Genomic DNA, 14,807 nt, shown 5'->3' on the forward strand with positions numbered 1-14,807 from the left:
GTTTCTTATGGAGGCACTGTGGCTGAGGCGTACATCGTCGGGGCGGTCCGCACGCCCGTCGGCAAGAAGAAGGGCGGGCTCTCCACCGTCCACCCGACGGACCTGGCCGCCCACACTCTCTCCGCGCTCGTCGAGCGCACCGGCGTCGACCCCGCGGCGGTGGACGACGTGATCATGGGCTGCGTCATGCAGTTCGGCCCGCAGTCGATGGACATCGCCCGCAACGCCTGGCTCAGCGCCGGCCTGCCGGAGAGCGTCCCCGGCGTCACGATCGACCGGCAGTGCGGCTCCTCACAGCAGGCCGTCCACTTCGCCGCGCAGGGAGTGCTGTCGGGCACGCAGGACCTGGTGGTCGCGGCGGGCGTCGAGTCGATGTCCATCGTCACGATGGGGTCGAGCATCACGGCCGCCCTGGAGAAGGGCATGCCGTTCCCGTTCGGCGACAAGTGGGTCGAGCGGTACGGCACGCAGGAGATCTCCCAGTTCCGCGGCGCCGAGTTGATGTGCGACAAGTGGGGCCTCACGCGCGACGAGCTGGACCGGTACGCCTACGAGAGCCACCAGCGGGCCGCCAAGGCCGTCGCGAACGGCTACTTCCGCGACCAGATCGCCCCGATCAACGGCGTGGAGGACGACGAGGGCCCCCGGCCGGACAGCACGCTGGAGAAGCTGGGGGAGCTCAAGACCCTGCGGGAGGGCGGCCGCATCACCGCCGCCACCTCGTCGCAGATCTCCGACGGCTCCGGCGCGGTGCTCATCGCCTCCGAGCAGGCCGTACGCGACCACGGGCTGACGCCGCGGGCGCGGATCGTCACGCTGTCGCTCGTGGGCGACGACCCGGTCTACATGCTGACGGCGCCCATCCCGGCCACCCGCAAGGCGCTCAAGCGTGCCGGGCTCGGCATTCAGGACATCGACGTGGTCGAGATCAACGAGGCGTTCGCGCCGGTGCCGCTGGCCTGGACGCGCGAGCTCGGCGCCGATCCCGAGCGGACCAACCCGAACGGCGGCGCGATCGCCCTGGGCCACCCGCTCGGGGGCACCGGCGCGATCCTGATGACCAAGCTGCTGCACGAGCTGGAGCGGACCGGCGGGCGGTACGGCCTGCAGACGATGTGCGAGGGCGGCGGCCAGGCCAACGTCACGATCATCGAGCGTCTCTGACCGAGACGGACGCCGAGGGCACCCCGGGTCTCCGGGGTGCCCTCAGTCATTTCCGCCCTGCCGGTCTACTTGGGCCGGGGAAGCTGGCGCGGCTGACGCATGGGCCGGGGCGGCGTCGGCGGGGCGGCCACCTTGCGCGGGGCCGGAGGGAAGCCGCGCTGCGGCTGAGGGGTGCGCGGCTGATCGTTGCCGCGCTTGCCGGACGCACGAGTACGCATATGGATCTCCTTGACGAAAAGGGTACGCGGCACCGATGTGCCGTCACTCAGCTGCCGCGTCGGGATGGGACAGGCCAGAAAGCTGAGGTGCGACCGATCCAGAGGATCGGCTGACCGGCGGAAACGCAGCGCGGCCGGTCAGCGGTCGTCATTACAGATTCCACATGCCGCGACCTTAGCAGGGCCGGCACGCTCCGCCCAACAGGTTTTTCGCCGCCTGTTTCCCCGTTCGCCCCGAATCGTCCATTACGCGGGGCTCCGAGCTGCGTCAGGGCGGCAGACGACGTCGCCGGACACGACGGACCGCCCCGCACCTGCCGGGGCGGTCCGTCCCGTCCGTCAGCCGACTCGCCGGTGGACGTCCTCGAACTGCGACGGCCCCGGCCGCTGCGACGCGATCCACGGCCCCTCCAGCGAGGGGTCGAGCACACCCTCCTCCAGGAACCCGTACCGCCCGTCGAGCACCCGCCGCGCGAGCCGTACGTCCCGGGAGTCGGTGTTGTCCCACAGCCGGTCGAACAGCGCCTCGGCCCGCAGCCGGGCCTGGTGGCAGAAGGTGTCCGCCAGCTCGTACGGCCTGCGCCCCAGCTCGGCCGCGTCCTCCTGGGCGCGCACGCAGACGGCGGTGATCGCGAAGAGCTCGGCGCCGATGTCCACGATCCGGGAGAGGAACCCCTGCCGGTGCTCCAGCTTGCCCTGCCAGCGGGACATGCCGTAGAACGTGGACCTGGCGAGCCTGCGGCTGGTCCGCTCGACGTAGCGCAGGTGCTGGGCGAGCGGCCCGAACTCGGAGTAGGACCCGGGCAGCTGCCCCGGGCCGGCGAGCAGGCCCGGCAGCCACCGGGCGTAGAACCCGCCCGCCCGGGTGACCGCCCGGCCCTTGGCCTTGAGGTCGGCCTTGGGGTCGATGAGCTCACCGGCGACCGACAGGTGGGCGTCCACCGCCTCGCGGGCGATCAGCAGGTGCATGATCTCCGTCGAGCCCTCGAAGATGCGGTTGATCCGCAGGTCGCGCAGCACCTGCTCGGCGGGCACGCCCCGCTCGCCCCGGGCGTGCAGCGACTCCGCGGTCTCGTATCCGCGCCCGCCGCGGAGCTGGACCAGCTCGTCGGCGACCTGCCAGGCCATCTCCGACCCGTACAGCTTGGCGAGAGCGGCCTCGATGCGGATGTCGCTGCCCTCGTCGTCGGCCAGGCGGCTCGCGAGGTCGACCACCGACTCCAGGGCGTACGCCGTGGACGCGATGAAGGCGATCTTGCGGGCCACGGCCTCGTGCGTGCCGATGGGGCGCCCCCACTGGACCCGCTCGCCGCCCCACTCGCGGGCGATCTTCGTCGCCCACTTGGCCGCTCCCGCGCAGGTGGCGGGCAGGGAGAGGCGCCCGGTGTTCAGCGTGGTCAGCGCGATCTTCAGCCCTTGGCCCTCGCGGCCGATGAGGTTGTCCGCCGGGACGCGCACCTGGTGGAAGCGGGTGACGCCGTTCTCGATGCCGCGCAGGCCCATGAACGCGTTGCGCCGTTCGACGGTGATGCCCGGCGAGTCGGCCTCCACGACGAACGCCGAGATCTTCGAGCCCGTCCGGGCCATGACCACGAGCAGGCCGGCGACGACGCCGTTGGTCGTCCACAGCTTGACGCCGTCGATGACGTAGGAGTCCCCGTCGCGGACGGCGGTCGTGCCGAGACGCGCGGGGTCGGAGCCGACGTCGGGCTCGGTCAGCAGGAAGGCGGAGATCTCGCCGCCCGCGCAGCGGGGGAGGAAGCGCCGCTTCTGCTCGGGGGTCCCGAACAGCCGCAGCGGCTGCGGCACACCGATGGACTGGTGCGCGGAAAGCAGTGCGCTCAACGCGGGGCAGTACGACGCGACCAGTTGCAGGGCCCTGCTGTAGTAGAGGTGGCTCAGCCCGAGCCCGCCGAACTCCTCCTCGATGGTCATGCCGAAGGCGCCGATCGCCCCGAGCCCCTTGATCACCTCGTCAGGCACGCGGGCTGTGCGCTCGATGAGCGCGGGATCGACCTTGTCCTGGAGGAACCTGCGCAGGCCCCGGATGAAGTCGTCGCCCTTCTTGATCTCCTCCTCGCTCAGCTTGGGCGCAGGGTGGACCAGGTCGAGCCTGAAGTCGCCCAGGAAGAGCTGCTTGGCGAAGCTGGGGCGGGTCCACTCGGTCTCGCGGGCCTGCTCCGCGACCTCTCGGGCCCTGGCGTAATCGGTCATCGGCGACCTCCTCCGGCGGTGTGCTCAACGCTCCACCCGGATACCTACCCGCCAGTAGCCTCTTGCATCGCGGGAAGCTCGACGCGAACCGCCGTTCCCTCGCCGGGGGAGGACTCGATCCGGCAACGCCCGCCGTGCGCCTCCGCGATCGCCTTGACGATGGACAGGCCGAGCCCGGCGCCGCCGGAGAGCTGCTCCTCGCCCCGCTCGAACCGGTCGAAGGCGCGGGCCACCCTCTCCCGCGTCATCCCCGGGCCCGCGTCGGCGACCTCGATCGTCACCACGTCCGCGCTCTCGGCCAGCCGGATGGTCGCCGGCGTCCCCTCCGGGGTGTGCGCCCGCACGTTGCCGAGCAGGTTGACCAGGACCTGCCGGATCCGCGCCTCGTCGACGGCCGTGACCAGCGAGGGCGGGGCGTTCACGGTCACGGGATGCCCCGGGTCGAGCGCCACCGAGTCGGCCGCGACCTCCCGCGCCATCTCCGCCAGATCGGTCTCGGTGCGTTCGAGGGCGGCGCCGCGGTCGAGGCGGGCCAGCTCCAGCATCTCGGTCACCAGGCGGCCCATCCGGTTCGCCTCGGCCTCGATGCGGCCCATGACCTTCGGCATGTCCTCCGCGGGGATCGCCCCCGCACGGTAGAGCTCGGCGTAGCCGCTGATGGTCGACAGCGGGGTGCGCAGCTCGTGCGAGGCGTCCGCGGCGAAACGCCGTACGCGGTCCTCCGACGCACGGCGGTCGCGGAACGCCTGGGCGATCCGGTCCAGCATGAGGTTGACCGCGGCTCCGAGCCGCCCGATCTCGGAGGTCCCCTCCGGCATCCGGGCCGACATGTCGCCCCCCTCGGCCACCCCGTGCGCCGTCGTCGCCATCTTCTCCAGGGGGGCGAGCCCGCTGGCGATCAGCATCCGCCCGCCCGCGGCCAGGACCAGGATCAGCGCACCGCCGGTCACGAGCTCGCTCAGCACGAGGTGGCGGACCGGGTCCTCCACCGCGTCCAGCGGGACCGCCACGACGAGGACCCGCTGGCCGCTCCGGGTCACCGCCGAGGCCGCCACCATGTCGTACCCGCCGGTGGGATCCAGCTCGAACGTGTGCGTCTTCGCCGCGTACGCGAGCAGTCTGTCCTTGCCCAACGCCTCGACCAGCGGAGGAACGGCCTCCGCCTCGGCCGCGTCGCCGCTGACCAGCCGGGCGCGCAGGGTCGTGAGGTTGTACGCGGCGACGGCGTAGGTCGATCCGGTGAGGGCCTGGGAGAGCGGCTCCTCCCCGATGTAGCGCTTGGCGGCCGTGGTCGTGGCCGCCGTCACCTGGCCTTCGAGCCGGGTGAGCAGATGCCCTCTCAGGACGATGACGCTCACGATGGACAGCACGACCAGCAGGGCGGCGCTGACCGCCAGCAGTCCGGCGAGCAGGCGGGTCCGCAGCGACATCAGGAGCTCTGCGGAGGCCGCAGGGCGTACCCGATCCCGCGTTGCGTGTGGATGAGGGGCGGCCCGAGCGGGTCGAGCTTGCGGCGCAGGTACGAGATGTAGGTCTCCAGGACCTGCGACGAGCCGCCGTAGCCCCACACCTCGTCGAGGAGCTGCCGCTTGGTCAGCACCAGGCCCGCGTGCGTCATGAGGAAGGCCAGCAGGCGGAACTCGGTCGGCGACAGGTCCACCTGCACGCCGCCGCGCCGCACCTCCCAGCGGGCCTCGTCCAGCTCCAGGTCGGCGACCCGCAGCATGGTCCCCGCCGACCGCTCCGCCGCCGCCGGCACCGTCGTACGCCGCAGCACGGCGCGGATCCTCGCCACCAGGGCCTCGACGGAGAAGGGCTTGGTCACGTAGTCGTCGCCGCCGAGCGTGAGCCCCCGTACGGTGTCGGCGACCGTGTCCCGCGCGGTCAGGAAGATCACCGGCGTCTCGACGTCGTCCGCGCGGAGCCGGCGGCACACCTCGTAACCGTCGATGTCGGGCAGCATGACGTCCAGCACGACCATGTCGGGCCGGTCGCCGGTCAGTTCCTCCAGGGCGGCTCGCCCGGTCGCGACGGTCGTGACCCGGAAGCCGTGGAAGCGGAGGGCGACGTCGATGACGTCCCTGATGTTCGGGTCATCCTCGACGACGAGGATCCTGGTTGCGCTCATTGGGGACCCATTGTGCAGGTGTGAGGCCTCCGTCGCATCTGCGGGCCCCGTTCCCGCGTCCGTCACAGCCCCGCTCCCGCGTCCGTCACAGCTCCGCCCCCGCGTCCGTCACAGCCCGGCTCCCGTGTCCGTCACAGTCCCTTGCCGGCGCGGGCCACGACCTTGCCCGCCTCCGGCTGTCCCGGCGCGCGGGGCGTTCCGATCACCAGAACGCGGTCGCCGACGGCGAGCCGGGCCATGTCGGCCCTGTCCCCGGCGCGCCGGATCCGGGTGCTGCCCGCGACGGCCCAGGTCCAGCTGGCGCCGTCCTTGCTCTTGACCGTCAGGGTGGTGTCCGTCTTGGCGGTGACGGCCCCGCGCTGCCAGGTGCGCTCGGTGAACGTCCCGCCCTTGGCGCGAACCGTTGCCTCGCCGTGCACGCCGACCATCTGGCGCCGCTGTCTCGCGGCCGCCTTGGCGGCCCCCGTGACCTTCGGCGACGGCGTGGCCACCGCGACCTGGCCGTCCGTCTGGAAGCTCGTCGCCTCCGCGGCGGCCTCGGCGCCGTACGGCCCGGCGGACGCCGTCACGTCGCCCGGCGTCTCCGGTCCGAGGGCGGCGGCGCCCGTCACGAGCGCGCACACCGCCACGGCGGCGGCGGTTCCGGTGACCTTCCTCATCAGCGCTCCTCCGTTGTCGGGCCGATGAGGACAACCCAACAGGCCCGGGCTGGGGCCGGGCGAGGAGATCTCCGGGAAAAACGTGAGAACCCTACTTGGGCTGGGGCACCCGGGCCACGCAGAAGACGGTCTGACCGAAGGGCGGCCGGATGAAGCGCTCGATGAACCGCGTGGCGGGGACGACGGTCCGGTCGTAGACCTTGACGAGCCGCGGGTCCGGGTAGCCCACCCCGCCGCGCCTGACGGCGGCCCACCAGGCGATGCCGCCCAGGAAGTTGATCGGCTTGAGGACGTCGACGTCCAGGCCCGCGTCGGTGACCGTCTTGCGCAGGGTGGCGGGCGTGTAGCGGGTGACGTGGCCGACCTTGCGGTCGAAGTCCCCATAGAGCTGCATGTAGCCGGGCACCCAGATGATGATCCGGCCGCCGGGGGCGGTGACCTTCGCGAGGGAGCGCAGGGCCTCGGCGTCCTCTTCGATGTGTTCGAGGACGTTCATCATCACCACGGTGTCCACCGGGTCGGCGAGGGGGATCTCCGTCGGCAGGCCGAACCGGAGCACCGAGATGTCGTCGCGGCCCTCGAACCTCTTCTTGAGCTGGTCCACGCAGTAGGGGTCGAAGTCGCTCACCACGAGCCGGTCGAGCCGGGGGAGAAACTGCTCGGCGAAGTGCCCCAGGCCGGATCCGATCTCCAGCATCGAGCGCCCGACGTGCGGTGCGACCATGTCGAACTCGTACTGCCGGTAGTTCCTGGCCTCATCCCCACCGAGGTGGTTCTCCAGGGCCTCGTCTCCGGCCGCCGGCTGGACTACGCGGTCATATCCAGACATGGAATCCTCGTTCACGCGGGCTGACGGTCGTGGAAAGTGTAGTGCCGCCCCATCGGGCGAAGGTCGCGTTCCGACAGGAGCGGGGCGGCCCCGATCCGCGTCCTCGCCATGTCATAGCCGCCGCTCGGGACATCTTGTCGAGTCAGAAAGTGATATTTCCCGACATGAGCGATCGCCAGTACATGATCCATCGACGAGGCTAAGCTCCAATCACTGCGCTCGCACTACGGAAGGTCCGCCTCGTGACCGACAACGATTTCCCCGTCGCCTCTCAGGAGCCGTCGCCGAAGATCGACGTCACCGTGCCGCACAGCGCCCGGGTGTGGAACTACTTCCTGGGCGGCAAGGACCATTTCCCGATCGACCGCGAGGCGGGCGATCAGGCCAGGCAGGTCTTCCCCCAGATCGTCGACATCGCCCGCGCCGATCGGGCGTTCCTGGGGCGTGCCGTCGGCTACCTGGCGGGGGAGGCGGGCGTCACGCAGTTCCTCGACGTCGGGACCGGGCTGCCCACCATGGACAACACCCATGAGGTGGCACAGCGCATCGCCCCCGAGTCGCGCATCGTCTACGTCGACAACGACCCGCTCGTGCTGGTTCACGCCCGCGCCCTGCTGGTCGGCAGCCCCGAGGGCGCCACGGACTACGTCGAGGCCGATCTGCGCGATCCGGACAAGATTCTCGAAGCCGCCGCGGCGACCCTTGATCTCACCCGGCCGGTCGCCGTCATGCTGCTGGGCATCCTGCACTTCATCGGCGACCTCGACGACGCGTGCCGGATCGTGAACCGGCTGATGGACGCCATCCCGCCGGGGAGCCACCTGGTGCTCACCCACGCCACCCTCGAGATCGGCGACCAGTCCAGCATCGAGGCCAACGCCCAGATGAACGAGGAGTGGAACGAGAAGGCCTCCACCCAGATCGGCCCGCGCAACCGGGAACAGATCCTGCGCTTCTTCGACGGCCTGGAACTGGTGGAGCCCGGTCTCGTCTCCATGACACGGTGGCGGCCCGAAGACGACCCGCTGGGGCTCCCTCCCGAGGTCGCCGGCTACTGCGGCGTCGGCCGCAAGCCCTGAGCGCGGCCCGGCCGTGACCCCCCACACGAACATCGCGCCACTCCCATGGACGACGACGACGCCATAGCACGGTCCCTGGCCGGCGACCTGGACGCCTACGAGGTGCTCGTCGCCCGGTACAGCGCGGTCGCGCACCGCACGGCCGCGCTGCTCGGAGCGGGCGACGAGACCGAGGACGTGGTGCAGGAGGCGTTCGTCAAGGCGTTCCGCCACCTGGCCGGCTTCCGGCGCGACTCCGCCTTCCGGCCGTGGCTCCTGCGGATCGTGGCCAACGAGACCCACAACCTCACCCGGTCGCGTGGCCGCCGCGCCGACCTTTCCGTACGGCTGGGCCGTGAGCGGGAGCCGTACGAGCCGGAGGAGCCCGAGGAGGCGGCGGTCGCCGCCGAGGACAGGAGCCGCCTGCTCGAGGCGGTCCGCCGGCTGCCCGAACGGGAACGCGAAACGGTCGTCTGCCGGTATTTCCTTCAGCTGTCGGAAGCCGAGACCGCTTCGGTCCTCGGCGTACGGCTGGGCACGGTGAAGTCGCGGACGTTCCGCGGCCTCAAGCGCCTGCGAGAGGAGGTGGGCCGTGAGCTCCTCCCCTGACCGCTCCGCCGACGTGCCGGACGAACTGGAGTCCGAGCTGCTGGCGCTCGGCGAGAGCCTGCGCACGCCCGTTCCTCCTCCGGCCGACGTCGCCCGTGCCGTACGCGCCCGGCTGGAGGGGGAGCCCTCCCCGCGGGTCCCGTCGCGGTGGGCCCGGCCGTCGCGGCGCCGGATCGCGGCGGTCGTGGCCGTATTTCTCGCCGTGCTGCTCGGGGCCACCCCGCAGGGGCGGGCCGCCGTCGAATCGGTGCTCAGGTTCGCCGGGGTGGAGATCCACGTCGGAGGGCCTGGGCCGCTGCCGACAGGCGTGCCGGCCCCGCTGCCCGGAGAGCGGCGAGTGACGCTCGACGAGGCCCGGCGCGCCGTGCGGTTCACGGTGGCGGTGCCGTCCGCTCTCGGCGAGCCGGCCGACGTGCGGGTGGCCGACGGCGGCCGCGTGGTGACGCTCCTGTGGCCCGGGATCCGCCTCGACGAGTTCGACGGGACGCTGAGCGTGGTGTTCCGCAAGGAGATGGGGGAGCCGTGGCCGGAGGAGATCTCATCCCCGCACGGCTGGTGGATCAGCCGTCCGCACGGCGTCTCCTACGTCCCCGCGGACAGCGGCGCGCTACAGGAGCTGGGGGTGGCGGGGCCGACCCTCATCTGGCAGAACGGCACGACCGGCATGCGGCTGGAGGGCACGGATCAGCAGGAGGCCCTGCGGATCGCCCGCTCCGTCCGCTGACATCCCTGCGGATCGGAGCCGGCGAGCTCACTCCGGGGCGGCGAGCCAGGCGTCGATCTCGCCGAGGAGCTCCTTCTTGAGCTGGTCGGGGGCGGCCGACGAGCGGATCGACTGGCGGGCCAGCTCGGCCAGCTCCGCGTCGGTGAAGCCGTAGACCTCCCTGGCCAGCTCGTACTGCGCCAGCAGCCGGGCGCCGAACAGCAGCGGGTCGTCGGCGCCGAGCGCGAGGGGCACCCCCGCCTCGAACAGTCGCCGCACCGGCACGTCCTCAGGCCGCTCGGCGACGCCGAGACCGACGTTGGACAGCGGGCAGACCTCGCAGGCGATCTGCCGGTCGGCCAGCCTCTCCATGAGCCGGGGCGACTCGGCGGCCCGGACCCCGTGGCCGACGCGGTCGGCGCCCAGATCGTCTACGCATTCGGCGACGCTGGGCGCGCCCAGCAGCTCGCCGCCGTGCGGCACCGCCAGCAGCCCCGCCCGCTTGGCGATGCGGAACGCGTGCTCGAAGTCCCTCGCGCGGCCCCGCCGCTCGTCGTTGGACAGTCCGAAGCCCACCACGCCGTTCCCGGCGTACTGCCCGGCGAGGCGGGCGAGCGTCCGGGCGTCGAGCGGGTGGCGGGTGCGGTTCGCGGCAACGACGACGGCGATGCCGATCGACGCGGCGTCCGCCGCCCGCCGGGCCGCGTCCAGGACGAGCTCCAGCGTCTCGGTCAGCCCGCCGAACCGCTGAGCGTACCCGGAGGGGTCGACCTGGATCTCCAGCCAGCGGGATCCCTCGCGCGCCTCGTCCTGCGCGGCCTCCCGCAGCAGCCGGTAGACGTCATCGGGGCGCCGCAGGACCGAGCGGGCGATGTCGTACAGCCGCTGGAAGCGGAACCAGCCCCTCTCGTCGGTGGCCCGCAACTGGGGCGGCCAGTCCTGCTCCAGCGCGTCCGGCAGGTGGACGCCTTCCTCACGCGCGAGCTCGATAAGCGTGGTATGCCGCATCGAGCCGGTGAAGTGCAGGTGCAGGTGTGCCTTCGGGAGCGTGTGGAGTGGACGCGGCATCTCCATATCCTGCCGCATCCCGCTCTCAACCTCGTGCGTACCCCGCGCGTTGGGTACGGCGAAAGGGGAGTCCATGACGGAAGAAGACGAGGCGGCCTTCGACGAGTTCCTGGCCGCCCGAAGCACCGCCCTGCTCCGCACCGCGATCCTGGTCTGCGGCGCCTCGGCCGCCGACGCCGAGGACATGGTCCAGGGCGCCCTGGAGAGGGTCTACCGGCACTGGCCGCGCATCCGCCACGACAATCCCGAGGCGTACGCCCGCCGGGTGGTGGTCAACGGCGCGATCAGCAGGGCGCGCAGGCGGAAGGTGCTCCAGGAGATCACTTTCGCGCACCCGCCGGACACCCCGGTGGAGTCGCCCGATCTCGGCCTGCGTGACGCGCTGGTCGAGGAGTTGAGGAGGCTGCCCGCCCGGATGCGGGCGGTCTTGGTCCTCCGCTACTGGGAGGACATGTCCGAAGCCGAGACCGCCGCCGTCCTGGGCTGCGCGGTCGGAACCGTCAAGAGCCAGGCCGCCCGCGGCCTCGCGAGAGTGCGTGCGCGCATGGAAGATCGGGAAGGGGCGTCCGCGTGAACGTGGAAGAGGCGCTGAAGGACGCGATGGGCTCACAGGTGGAGGGCGTCTACGCGCCGCCGTCCATGGGGCAGGCGGTGAGGCGGCGCAGCCGCCGCCACGTCGTCCGGTTCCGTACGGCAGGCGCGGCCCTGGTCACCGCGGCGGTGGCGGGAGCCGTGCCGCTGTATCTCGGCGGGCAGGGGCCGGAACCGCCCGGTCCGTCGTCCGGGGCGGGGGACTCCGTCGCGGTTCCGGGCCAGTTGGTGCCGAATGTGGTCGGGACGAGCAACGAAGAGGTCAGGGCCATCCTGGAGCGCGCCGGATACGAGGTGGCCTGGAAGAAGGTGCTGGCGGAGGGCACTGCTCCGGGGACGATCATCGCTCAGGATCCGGCGGGCGGGACCGCCGCTCCCGCCGGATCCGTCGTCACGATCACCATGGCCACCGTGAAGGCCTCCGGCACCCCGGCCCCCTCGCTGTCGAAGGAGCCGCTCCCGCAGGACCTGGGCGACCTCGGGGACGGCCGGAGGTTCGGCGGCGTCCACGTCGGCTACCTGCCGGACGGGCTCGTCTGGGGCAAGTGGTCGACCAAGGACGGTTTCGGCGACAGGAGCTACGCCACGACGTGGGTCGAGCCCGGCATGGAGTCGAGCGGCGCCTACAGCGTCGAGATGGTGGTCTACCGGGGCCCTGCCGTACGGGACCTGGCCAGGCGGATCAAAGAGTACGTGGACCAGGGTGCCACGCCGAGCAAGGCCGGTGGGAAGACCGTCTACCTGGTCACGACCGAGGAGATCCCCAACGAGGGGGCCACCCGGGCGATGTTGTGGACCGAGGGCGCCGACCTCGGGTTCGAGGTCATGATCAGCCCTGACTACGGCGAGAAGCTCGGCGAGGCCGGGATCCGCAGGGAGCTTCACAAGATCGCCGCCAAGGTCGCCCCCACCGGCTGACCGTCACGACCGGTGCGGGAGCCGGGCGTAGGCGAGGGCATGACACCTGGAGCGGGCCCGCCGGCGCCGTCCGCGTTCCTACGCTCCGGCCTGGGCGGCGCTGGCGTACGCCTCCATCAGCGGCAGTGGATTGATGTAGTCGCGGTACGACAGGACCTGACCGTCCCGGACGCGGAACACGGCGATGACCGTCTGGTGGAACGGCGCGCCGGTCGCGACGACGGTTCCGTACGCGTCGTACTCGACGATGATCACCTCGGGATCGGTGGTCTCGTGCATCACGAGATCCCGGAACTCGTCGAACGCGATGAAGGCTTTGGCCGCCTCGGTCAGATGCCTGTGGATCACGGCGCGGCCCTGCAACCGCGCGGGCACGCCAGGCGGCCGGTACGGCCACTCGAGGTACCCGTCCGGTGCCATCAGCCCCACGAAGGTCTCGACATCCATTTCGCGGCCCGCCTGGAGCATCCGCTCGACGACCTCGCGTGATGTGACGGTCATCCCGCCCCTTTCGTTGAACGCATGTTGATTGAACGAGCGTAGAACGAATGGCCACCTCAGTCAACGGCCGTAGAATGAACGGGTGACCGATCCGAACGTCAGGCCGACCCGGGCGCAGCAGCGCCGCCAGACAGAGGAGGGCATTCTCGCCGCGGCCCGCCGGATGTTCGCCGAGCTCGGCTACGACCGCACCACGATCCGTGCCGTGGCCAAGGCGGCAGGCGTCGACGCCGGTCTTGTCATGCACTACTTCGGCACGAAGGACGAGCTCTTCTCGCGAGCCGCCAAGCTTCCCCCCGACGATCTGCCCGGCGGCACCGCGGAGCAGGTGGCCGAGGCGTTGCTCACCTCGCTGGCCAAGCGCCTGGACAGCGAGCCGGTGGCCTCGCTGGCCGTGCTGAGATCCATGCTGACCAACGCCGACGCCGCCAACCGCTACCGGGCCGCGGCCGAGCCCCAGCTCAGCCAGATCACCGCCGCGATCCCCAGCGACGACGCCGAGCTGCGCGCCAGCCTGCTCAGCGCGATCGTCCACGGCGTGATCATCGAGCGCTACCTGCTTCGGCTCGGCCGGCTCGCCGACGCCTCGCCCGAACAGATCGTCGACCTGCTCCGCCCGTGCTTCCAGACACTGGCCACGGCGCCCTCGCCGGCGAGCCGGCCGTCCGGCGACGGCTGACCTCCGCCGGGCCGGTGAGGCGGCGTACGCGGCATCGGCGGCGTCCCGTGAGCCTGGGTCATCTTGGTACTGACCGATGGGTGAGAATCGCACTCAAAGCTGGGGGAGATTGGTAACGTCCAGCTCATGGTAGGTGCTCCGTACATCCCTCGCTTGGTGGACCCACTGATCGAGGACATCTTCGGCACCCTTCCGGCGATCATGCTGGTGGGTCCCCGGGCCACCGGGAAGACCACGACGGCCGCCCGGCATGTGCGGACCGTCATCCGGCTCGACCGGGAACAGGAGAGCGCCGCCTTCCTGGCGGATCCCGACGCGGCGCTCCGGCGGCTGCCGGAGCCGGTGCTCCTCGACGAATGGCAGATGGTTCCGGAGGTCCTCGGCGCGGTCAAGCGGGCGGTGGACGACGACCACCGTCCTGGCCGCTTCATCCTCACCGGCTCGGTCTGGTCGGACTTCGGAGGGCGCACCTGGCCGGGCACGGGGCGGGTCGTCCGCGTGGACATGGCCGGGCTCTCCGTCAAGGAGGCCGAGCGGACCACAGGCAGGCCCCCGTTCGCCGACCTCCTGGCGCAGGGACGCGTGGCTGAGCTCACCGTCCCCGCCCGGCCTCCCGACCTCGGCGACTACCTGGACCTGGCGCTGCGCAGCGGCTACCCGGAGGCGCACCGCATGCCGCCGGCCGTACGGGACCGCTGGCTGGACAGCTACATCGAGCAGACCCTCACCCGAGACATCGAGACGCTCGACGGACGGCGTGATCCGCTCAGGCTGAGGGCATATCTCGAGGCCCTCGCCCTCAACACGGCGGGCGTCGTCACGGACAAGACGCTGTATGAGGCGGCGGCAGTCAACGCCCGTACCGGGGAGGCGTACGAGAGACTCCTTCGCGATCTCCTGCTGCTCGACAAGATCCCCGCATGGTTCAGCAACCGGCTGAAACGGCTGGTACGAGGGGCGAAGCGGTATGTCGTCGAGCCGGCACTGGTCCCGGCCCTCCTGCGAGTCGGCGCAGAGGGGATCATGAGAGACGGCGACCTGCTGGGCCGCATGATCGACACGTTCGTGGCCCAGCAGCTGCGGGCGGAGATGCCGGTGTGCGCGAGCCGTCCGCGCATGTACCACCTGCGTCAGGATCGGGGCCGCCACGAGGTGGACATCGTCCTGGAGCTCGGCATGGGGCAGGTGATCGGGATCGAGGTCAAGGCGTCCGCCGCTCCGCGCGCGGACGCGGCGAAGCATCTGGCGTGGCTCCGTGACGAGCTGGGGGACCGCTTCGTCGCGGGAGTCGTCCTGCACACGGGCGCCCGGATGTACGAGCTCGGCGACAGGATCGTCGCCGCTCCCATCTGCACTGTCTGGAGCTGATCCGTCACCGGCGATGGAAAGGCCCGGCAACGGGAAGGCCCGGCAACGGGAAGGCCCGGCAACGGGAAGGCCCGGGCGCGGGGCCCGGGCCTTCCGGTCA

The 14,807-nt window shown here is 71.5% G+C and carries 16 protein-coding genes; 8 read left to right on the forward strand and 8 right to left on the reverse strand.

Annotation, left to right across the window (positions count from 1 at the left end):
* Positions 1-18 precede the first annotated feature (18 nt).
* Entirely contained in the window at positions 19-1,164 is a 1,146-nt protein-coding gene (locus tag AB0B72_RS10205) for an acetyl-CoA C-acetyltransferase (protein ID WP_367738277.1), read from the forward strand.
* Between the two features lie 65 nt (positions 1,165-1,229).
* Here AB0B72_RS10205 and AB0B72_RS10210 read toward each other — a convergent pair whose 3' ends face one another.
* The 6 genes from AB0B72_RS10210 to AB0B72_RS10235 all read right to left on the reverse strand — a co-directional run bounded on the left by AB0B72_RS10210 (position 1,230) and on the right by AB0B72_RS10235 (position 7,212).
* Positions 1,230-1,382: a hypothetical protein gene (locus AB0B72_RS10210; protein ID WP_367738278.1), complete on the reverse strand. Its 153-nt coding sequence runs from the start codon at positions 1,380-1,382 to the stop codon at positions 1,230-1,232.
* A gap of 339 nt (positions 1,383-1,721) precedes the next feature.
* Positions 1,722-3,596: an acyl-CoA dehydrogenase family protein gene (locus tag AB0B72_RS10215; RefSeq protein WP_367738279.1), complete on the reverse strand. Its 1,875-nt coding sequence runs from the start codon at positions 3,594-3,596 to the stop codon at positions 1,722-1,724.
* Positions 3,597-3,640: 44 nt separating this feature from the next.
* Positions 3,641-5,026: an ATP-binding protein gene (locus AB0B72_RS10220; RefSeq protein WP_367738280.1), complete on the reverse strand. Its 1,386-nt coding sequence runs from the start codon at positions 5,024-5,026 to the stop codon at positions 3,641-3,643.
* Positions 5,026-5,724 carry a response regulator transcription factor gene (locus AB0B72_RS10225; protein WP_367738281.1) on the reverse strand — a complete coding sequence of 233 codons (699 nt, stop codon included), beginning with the start codon at positions 5,722-5,724 and terminating at the stop codon, positions 5,026-5,028. The genes AB0B72_RS10220 and AB0B72_RS10225 overlap by 1 nt, the downstream gene beginning before the upstream one ends.
* Before the next feature lie 131 nt (positions 5,725-5,855).
* Positions 5,856-6,383 (reverse strand): DUF5666 domain-containing protein, encoded by a 528-nt coding sequence (locus AB0B72_RS10230; protein WP_367738282.1) that lies wholly within the window; start codon positions 6,381-6,383, stop codon positions 5,856-5,858.
* A gap of 91 nt (positions 6,384-6,474) precedes the next feature.
* Positions 6,475-7,212 carry a methyltransferase gene (locus AB0B72_RS10235; RefSeq protein ID WP_367738283.1) on the reverse strand — a complete coding sequence of 246 codons (738 nt, stop codon included), beginning with the start codon at positions 7,210-7,212 and terminating at the stop codon, positions 6,475-6,477.
* A gap of 242 nt (positions 7,213-7,454) precedes the next feature.
* Here AB0B72_RS10235 and AB0B72_RS10240 point away from each other — a divergent pair, with 242 nt between their 5' ends.
* Genes AB0B72_RS10240 through AB0B72_RS10250 form a run of 3 tightly spaced genes read left to right on the forward strand, consistent with a single transcriptional unit; the run spans position 7,455 to position 9,603 of the window.
* On the forward strand, positions 7,455-8,291 hold the full coding sequence (locus AB0B72_RS10240) for an SAM-dependent methyltransferase (RefSeq protein ID WP_367738284.1): 837 nt from the start codon (positions 7,455-7,457) through the stop codon (positions 8,289-8,291).
* A gap of 45 nt (positions 8,292-8,336) precedes the next feature.
* Positions 8,337-8,879 (forward strand): RNA polymerase sigma factor, encoded by a 543-nt coding sequence (locus tag AB0B72_RS10245; protein WP_367738285.1) that lies wholly within the window; start codon positions 8,337-8,339, stop codon positions 8,877-8,879.
* Positions 8,863-9,603, forward strand: coding sequence for a hypothetical protein (locus AB0B72_RS10250; protein WP_367738286.1), 741 nt, complete (start codon positions 8,863-8,865; stop codon positions 9,601-9,603). Before AB0B72_RS10245 ends, AB0B72_RS10250 begins: the two co-directional genes overlap by 17 nt.
* A gap of 27 nt (positions 9,604-9,630) precedes the next feature.
* Here the strand turns inward: AB0B72_RS10250 and AB0B72_RS10255 are convergent, their stop codons facing one another.
* The gene (locus tag AB0B72_RS10255; RefSeq protein WP_367738287.1) at positions 9,631-10,650 is read right to left on the reverse strand and encodes an adenosine deaminase; all 1,020 of its coding nucleotides are present in this window, start codon (positions 10,648-10,650) and stop codon (positions 9,631-9,633) included.
* 73 nt (positions 10,651-10,723) lie between these two features.
* On the opposite strand from AB0B72_RS10255, the gene AB0B72_RS10260 reads away from it, so the two are divergent.
* Positions 10,724-11,224 (forward strand): SigE family RNA polymerase sigma factor, encoded by a 501-nt coding sequence (locus tag AB0B72_RS10260; protein ID WP_367738288.1) that lies wholly within the window; start codon positions 10,724-10,726, stop codon positions 11,222-11,224.
* Positions 11,221-12,159, forward strand: coding sequence for a PASTA domain-containing protein (locus tag AB0B72_RS10265; protein WP_367738289.1), 939 nt, complete (start codon positions 11,221-11,223; stop codon positions 12,157-12,159). The genes AB0B72_RS10260 and AB0B72_RS10265 overlap by 4 nt, the downstream gene beginning before the upstream one ends.
* Before the next feature lie 78 nt (positions 12,160-12,237).
* Here the strand turns inward: AB0B72_RS10265 and AB0B72_RS10270 are convergent, their stop codons facing one another.
* Positions 12,238-12,660, reverse strand: a complete 423-nt coding sequence (locus tag AB0B72_RS10270) for a nuclear transport factor 2 family protein (protein WP_367738290.1) — start codon at positions 12,658-12,660, stop codon at positions 12,238-12,240.
* 82 nt (positions 12,661-12,742) lie between these two features.
* On the opposite strand from AB0B72_RS10270, the gene AB0B72_RS10275 reads away from it, so the two are divergent.
* Both AB0B72_RS10275 and AB0B72_RS10280 read left to right on the forward strand, forming a co-directional pair.
* Positions 12,743-13,339 carry a TetR/AcrR family transcriptional regulator gene (locus AB0B72_RS10275; RefSeq protein WP_367738291.1) on the forward strand — a complete coding sequence of 199 codons (597 nt, stop codon included), beginning with the start codon at positions 12,743-12,745 and terminating at the stop codon, positions 13,337-13,339.
* 156 nt (positions 13,340-13,495) lie between these two features.
* Positions 13,496-14,707 carry an ATP-binding protein gene (locus AB0B72_RS10280; protein ID WP_367738372.1) on the forward strand — a complete coding sequence of 404 codons (1,212 nt, stop codon included), beginning with the start codon at positions 13,496-13,498 and terminating at the stop codon, positions 14,705-14,707.
* Positions 14,708-14,807 lie beyond the last annotated feature (100 nt).

Source organism: Microbispora sp. NPDC049125, from assembly GCF_040802045.1.
Classification (GTDB): domain Bacteria; phylum Actinomycetota; class Actinomycetes; order Streptosporangiales; family Streptosporangiaceae; genus Microbispora.